The sequence below is a fragment of the Endozoicomonas sp. SESOKO3 genome (genome assembly GCF_024606255.1).
In genome coordinates this window covers 1-4974 of record NZ_JAHHPR010000514.1, presented here as the reverse complement: position 1 = coordinate 4974, position 4974 = coordinate 1, and the positions used below count along the sequence as shown (strand labels likewise).

Sequence of the window (4974 nt, the reverse complement as noted above, 5' to 3'; positions counted from 1 at the left end):
GGTTGATGTCTCGCTGGCGCTCTTCAAGTTTCTGGAGTATTTCCCGGCCACAGAATTCCTCTCAGGAATTGCCATTATCATGGTGGTGGTATTCTTTGTCACCTCTTCCGACTCCAGTGCCATGGTGATTGATATGCTGGCTTCTACGGGTGAAGGGAAAACTCCGGTCTGGCAGCGTGTGTTCTGGTCTTCATTGATTGGTCTGGTGGCACTGGTACTGATGCTTGCCGGAGGACTCAAGGCTCTCCAGACGGCCACGATTGCTACGGCTTTACCATTTTCTATCGTGTTGTTGGTTTCCGGCTATGGACTGCTAAAAGCACTGGCACTGGATACCGCCAAAAAAGAGAGTCTGACCCAAACCACGCTGGCTCCGAGCCATGCCAATGTCTCTATTCCATGGCAAACCCGATTGCAGAATATTACTCACTTCCCTGAACGTAAAAGTGTCAGGGTTTTCATGCGAAGTGTGGTGCTACCCGCCATGAAGTCCCTCTCCAGAGAGTTGGAAGAACAGGGTGTGGAAACTGGCATAGACTTTGACCGAAACAAGAGCATTGTCTCTCTGAATGTGTTTCATGGTGAGGAACAGGACTTTCTCTACAAGGTCAGCCCACGTTCCTACGTTCAACCCAGCTTTGTCATTGATGATGAAGAAGAGAGTAAGTACTACCGTGCAGAAGTCTTTTTGAGGGAGGGCGGTCAGGACTACGATATTATGGGCTGGACCAAAGATCAGGTCATTGGCGATATTATTGATCAGTACGAGAAACATATGCACTTTCTGCATATGGTTCGCTGATTCAATGGCGCCCTGGTGGAAAGCTGTCGTTTGATGGGTTCTCAATCGGGGCGCATTTCCCTGCGATACCTATTCCTTTGTTCATTTCAGCGGCAAGCCTGAGGAAAATTTTCCAGAATATTCTGATCATGAGTGATCAGTGGAATATTCTGCACCTGAGCATCAGCGCAAATGAGCCGATCAAAAGGATCTCGTGTCCAGGGCAGCAGAATGCCCTCGTCCACAAGCCTCGACATGGGGGTTTTCGACATAGTGAGACCAATTTCGGTATAAAGGAATTGGATAATATTGGCTGGCGTCTCAGCAATTCGACCGATCTCATACAGGTACTGAAGCTCAAACCCGGCCATTTCGGGCAGCACGATATCATTGTTGTCCAGCATGACTTTGACTTCGGGAGAGAGTTTTCTGACTTGCCTGGAATGTAAAAAGACGGCTATATGAGTATCAATTAAAACCATTCTCAGGCTCCCAGTTAAACACTGATTCACTCTCCAGCCCCTCCTCATCGCCAATGATTATGGATTGCTCACCCATACTTTCCAGTCTTTTCAGCTTAGAGCCTTTATTTGTCAGGCTAATCGTCAGGCTGACACCACCACGATCAATGGCCACGGGTTCTCCTGTTCTGATGATCTCATCAAAGATGGTGTAGATGTTTTTCCTGAGATTGGTCAGGTTGATTGGCTCTTGTCCATTCTGCTGATTTGCCATGTTGTGCCTATCTTTTGTTGAGGTGTGTACGTTATATTTTAGTTACGTACATATAAAAGTAAATTCTCAGTCTCTTCCAATATGGAATGAGCCTGGCCCAAACCACCCTGGCTCCGAGCCATGCCAGTGATTCCATTCCATGGCAAACCCGATTGCAGAATATTACTCATTATTCCAGAGCGCAAAAGTGTCAGGGGGTTCATGAAAAGTGTGGTGTTACCCGCCATAAAGTCCCTGTCCAGAGAGCTTGAAGAACAGGGCGTGGCAGTCGGCATAGACTTTGACTGAAACAAAAGCATTGTCTTTCTGAATGTGTTTCATGGTGAGGAACAGGATTTTCTCTACAAGGTCAGCCCCCGTTCCTACGTTCAGTCCAGCTTTGTCATTGATGATGAAGATAGTAAGTACTAACGTACATAATTTTTTTTGAGGGAGGGCAGTCAGGACTAAGATATTATGGGCTGGACCAAAGATCAGGTCATTGGTGATATTATTGATCAGTACGAGAAACATATTTATGGATATGGGGTCAAAATATGTTGTCCTGAGTCCCAAGGATTTAAGGTTCTTACCATTGAAAAATCGGTGACATTTCTAGTCACAACCAGCATTTGATTTGTCTTAGCTATGCCGGCAATCATTGCATCTCTCTCAGATTTAGGGTCAGGGACATGAAATTCGGCAGCACAGACTGCGGATTTACCATCGAAAGATAAAACTCTGTCCTCAAAAGCAACCTTTATTTTTTTTTCCATCCATGATCGCAAAGATGCTCCTTGCTTTTTGTCTTTTCGCTCCATCTGAAGAATGCCGATTTCAAGCTCCAATATTGAAATGGATGAAATGTATAGATCAGAAAAACTAGTATTTGATAGCCATCTAAGCACCTCAATATCGCTCTTTCCTGCTTCTGCTTTTCTCAGCTCAGAAATCACATTGGTGTCCAATAGATACACATCAAAACTCCTCAGGCTTAAGGTCTATCTTTCCAAGTTTTGGTGGTTCGAACTCGAAATACTCTTCTTTGCTTCCAAGCGAAGATAGCATTTCCAGAACGTTTTTCTTTTCGCCCTTGAGCCTTTGATACTCCTCGATATTCAAAAGAACATGAGTGGTCTTACCTCTTGTTCTAATGAATACTGGATGCTTTTCGGCTAAGTTCTTTGCCTCGCTGGTTTTTTGGTTAAACTCTCTGGAACTGTATATTTGTGACATAGCTCTGTCCTGTTTCATCGGTAATTGTAGTAATGTTACTATAATTACTGGGTAGGGTCTAAAATGTCCTTCCCGGACTCCCTGGTGAACTACTCGCCCCTAAAGGAGCGAGCTTCCAATACTGAGCACCTACCAAAGTAGATGCCGTCCCTTTATTAAAGGAGAGACAGAAACTTACGATTACCGACGTACAACGTGATGTAAGGTAGTCATAACGGATGCTTGCAGGCACCTCAGGTGTCAGACCTTTCTCTGTACAAGGCAATGATTAAAGATCTGACCCCTGATGTTCCGACAATTCGGCTAACAACCGCCATCATCGCCATAACTGAAGCCACCGAAATGGTAGGAATGACCATAGCTACTACTATCTGGTTCCCTTTTTTTCACCCTGGATGCAGGCCTATGTTCTGCACCGTGCATCATTAGCTCTCTGAGGATATGGCGGTTTTGATAGTACTCACTGTAGTAGTGAGCATAAGTGTATGCTGTCCAATGAGTGGGTCTTTCCGATAGGCAGACGACGCTATCATTAATATTTCGCAGAATATCCGGGGCGTTAAGAAGGGACTTAACGGTATGGGTATTACCTTTTTTTATTGCCAGCATCAGGAGCGTCTCACCCATCAAATTCTTACAGTTGAGATTAAAAAGTGCTCGCCCATTAGCATCTTTTAAATTCACCAGATACGTCGTTGCTGCTGCCGGGTCACAATAGTACGTCACTACATCCATGATAAGCTTGGAACCTGTCTGGTATTGTTTTAAAACGCTGACCAGAAGAGCATTTTCTTTCAACAAAGCATTGCAAAATGACCAACACTTTCTCATGACTGCATATTGAAAGGCGTAAACGGCAAGTAACTTTGTCTGCCCGTTCTGAGTCAACTTAATCTGAGCTTCAGGCTCATTCCGCAGCGCTTTTAAAGTAAATGTCTGCTGCTGGTCATCGGTAATCTTATAACCCAACCAGGCATTAAAAATCAGCTCCAATAAATGATAATCAGATTTGTTTTGTTGATGCACACTGGCTTTTGCATCAAGCAGTAAACTAACCATTGTCCAACGATTTGCCAGGGCTGCTGCCATTATTGGTGTGTTGCCACTTTTAGGGCTTTGATGGTTGATATCAACACCCGCTCCTCTCAACAAACTTTCAAGGGCAACCATATTATTAGCAACGGCTTTTCTGTAAAGCCTTTGACCAGATTTCGTCTGGGCAAAACGTTGAAGCAGCCGTTCGGCTCGTTGCAGTTGATCGCTCACCGGACTCACAGGCGAAAAATCATGGGTTGAGTTTTTGAAGAAATCATTCAGTGCGTCTTTTACCAATCCTTCATACTTGCGAGTCTGCAAGAAACCAGGACGAGTGTTGATACAACGAACATCATCGGGCTTAATTTCCGGGTAGAGATCTTTTGCAAGCAGTATGGCTTTCAGCAGCGCTTTCTCACTGAGTTCACTGAGAGGTTCTTTTCGTCCACTGGTCTGTTGCATTCCACCCCCGTATAAAAGTGAGGAATCTAATAATCTTTTGAGTTGTTCGCGCCATCCACCGTCAGCCTCTGAGCAGAATGGTGAATCACTGACGGTTTCAGCGTTGTCCCTGTTACCTGTTGCACGGCTGGTATATTCCGCTGTAACCATTGGGGTGGGCATTGCATGTGCGAACCGGGAGGATATATTGCTGCATTCGGTCGTCGTTCGATCAGCCAGTGTAACTGCCGCTGAATAATCCCAAGGGAGTGGAGGCTGCTTTCCCGCAACTGAAGGTGTGTTGCCAAAGCTGCCAGCACTGACGCAGGAGCTGGCTCGACCCTGAAAATTACCCGGTTGATTACATTCACTGTACGAACCAGAGGCTGAGCTAAGCACTCTTTCAACATTCAGGTTTACGGCTGGATGCATACGATTCTCCCTTCATTATTCATCGCTTTAATTATATTGATCCTAAGATTCAGACTCGAAAAGGTATCAAAAAGTTCCATGATTCAGTTCGATTTAAGTTGAGGGTAAAAGGTTCTGCTCTTTCACAGCGCGGTATTTTCAGTGTGCAGAAATTCAGCTCCTTCCAAATAAGTGTTGGTGCTTTTCAACAGAGCCTCTGACAATGACAGGCAGCTGCTCTGTAGGGGACAATTTCGAGACAAAGCTTGATATGAAAGGATGAATAGGTGGCCGATAGCAAATATTCTGCAAGCCCATTACCTCAAGCAGTCACCTTTCGTGCAACACACCCATTC

At 45.1% G+C, this 4974-nt stretch carries 7 protein-coding genes; 1 reads left to right on the top strand and 6 read right to left on the bottom strand.

The window, feature by feature from the left end; genetic code table 11:
* On the top strand, positions 1-802 hold an 802-nt coding region (locus KDK18_RS08920; protein WP_257254553.1), incomplete at its 5' end, for a BCCT family transporter.
* Between the two features lie 86 nt (positions 803-888).
* On the opposite strand, the gene KDK18_RS08915 is transcribed toward KDK18_RS08920, so the two are convergent.
* From KDK18_RS08915 to KDK18_RS08890, 6 genes are all read right to left on the bottom strand, one after another.
* Positions 889-1263, bottom strand: coding sequence for a type II toxin-antitoxin system VapC family toxin (locus KDK18_RS08915; RefSeq protein WP_257254552.1), 375 nt, complete (start codon positions 1261-1263; stop codon positions 889-891).
* Positions 1250-1516 (bottom strand): type II toxin-antitoxin system Phd/YefM family antitoxin, encoded by a 267-nt coding sequence (locus tag KDK18_RS08910; RefSeq protein WP_257254551.1) that lies wholly within the window; start codon positions 1514-1516, stop codon positions 1250-1252. Before KDK18_RS08910 ends, KDK18_RS08915 begins: the two co-directional genes overlap by 14 nt.
* 216 nt (positions 1517-1732) lie before the next feature.
* The gene (locus tag KDK18_RS08905; RefSeq protein ID WP_257254550.1) at positions 1733-2029 is read right to left on the bottom strand and encodes a hypothetical protein; all 297 of its coding nucleotides are present in this window, start codon (positions 2027-2029) and stop codon (positions 1733-1735) included.
* A gap of 2 nt (positions 2030-2031) precedes the next feature.
* Positions 2032-2472, bottom strand: a complete 441-nt coding sequence (locus KDK18_RS08900; RefSeq protein WP_257254549.1) for a type II toxin-antitoxin system VapC family toxin — start codon at positions 2470-2472, stop codon at positions 2032-2034.
* Between the two features lies 1 nt (position 2473).
* Positions 2474-2731 carry a type II toxin-antitoxin system Phd/YefM family antitoxin gene (locus tag KDK18_RS08895; protein ID WP_257254548.1) on the bottom strand — a complete coding sequence of 86 codons (258 nt, stop codon included), beginning with the start codon at positions 2729-2731 and terminating at the stop codon, positions 2474-2476.
* A gap of 303 nt (positions 2732-3034) precedes the next feature.
* A complete protein-coding gene (locus KDK18_RS08890) occupies positions 3035-4639 on the bottom strand; it encodes an ankyrin repeat domain-containing protein (RefSeq protein ID WP_257254547.1) in 1605 nt (534 codons plus the stop codon).
* Between the last annotated feature and the right edge of the window lie 335 nt (positions 4640-4974).

What these genes read in the sequence shown, in the direction of transcription:
- KDK18_RS08915 (WP_257254552.1), bottom strand. Translation starts at nt 1,263, where the DNA reads ATGGTTTTAATTGATACTCATATAGCCGTCTTTTTACATTCCAGGCAA.
- KDK18_RS08910 (WP_257254551.1), bottom strand. Translation starts at nt 1,516, where the DNA reads ATGGCAAATCAGCAGAATGGACAAGAGCCAATCAACCTGACCAATCTC.
- KDK18_RS08905 (WP_257254550.1), bottom strand. Translation starts at nt 2,029, where the DNA reads ATGTTTCTCGTACTGATCAATAATATCACCAATGACCTGATCTTTGGT.
- KDK18_RS08895 (WP_257254548.1), bottom strand. Translation starts at nt 2,731, where the DNA reads ATGTCACAAATATACAGTTCCAGAGAGTTTAACCAAAAAACCAGCGAG.
- KDK18_RS08890 (WP_257254547.1), bottom strand. Translation starts at nt 4,639, where the DNA reads ATGCATCCAGCCGTAAACCTGAATGTTGAAAGAGTGCTTAGCTCAGCC.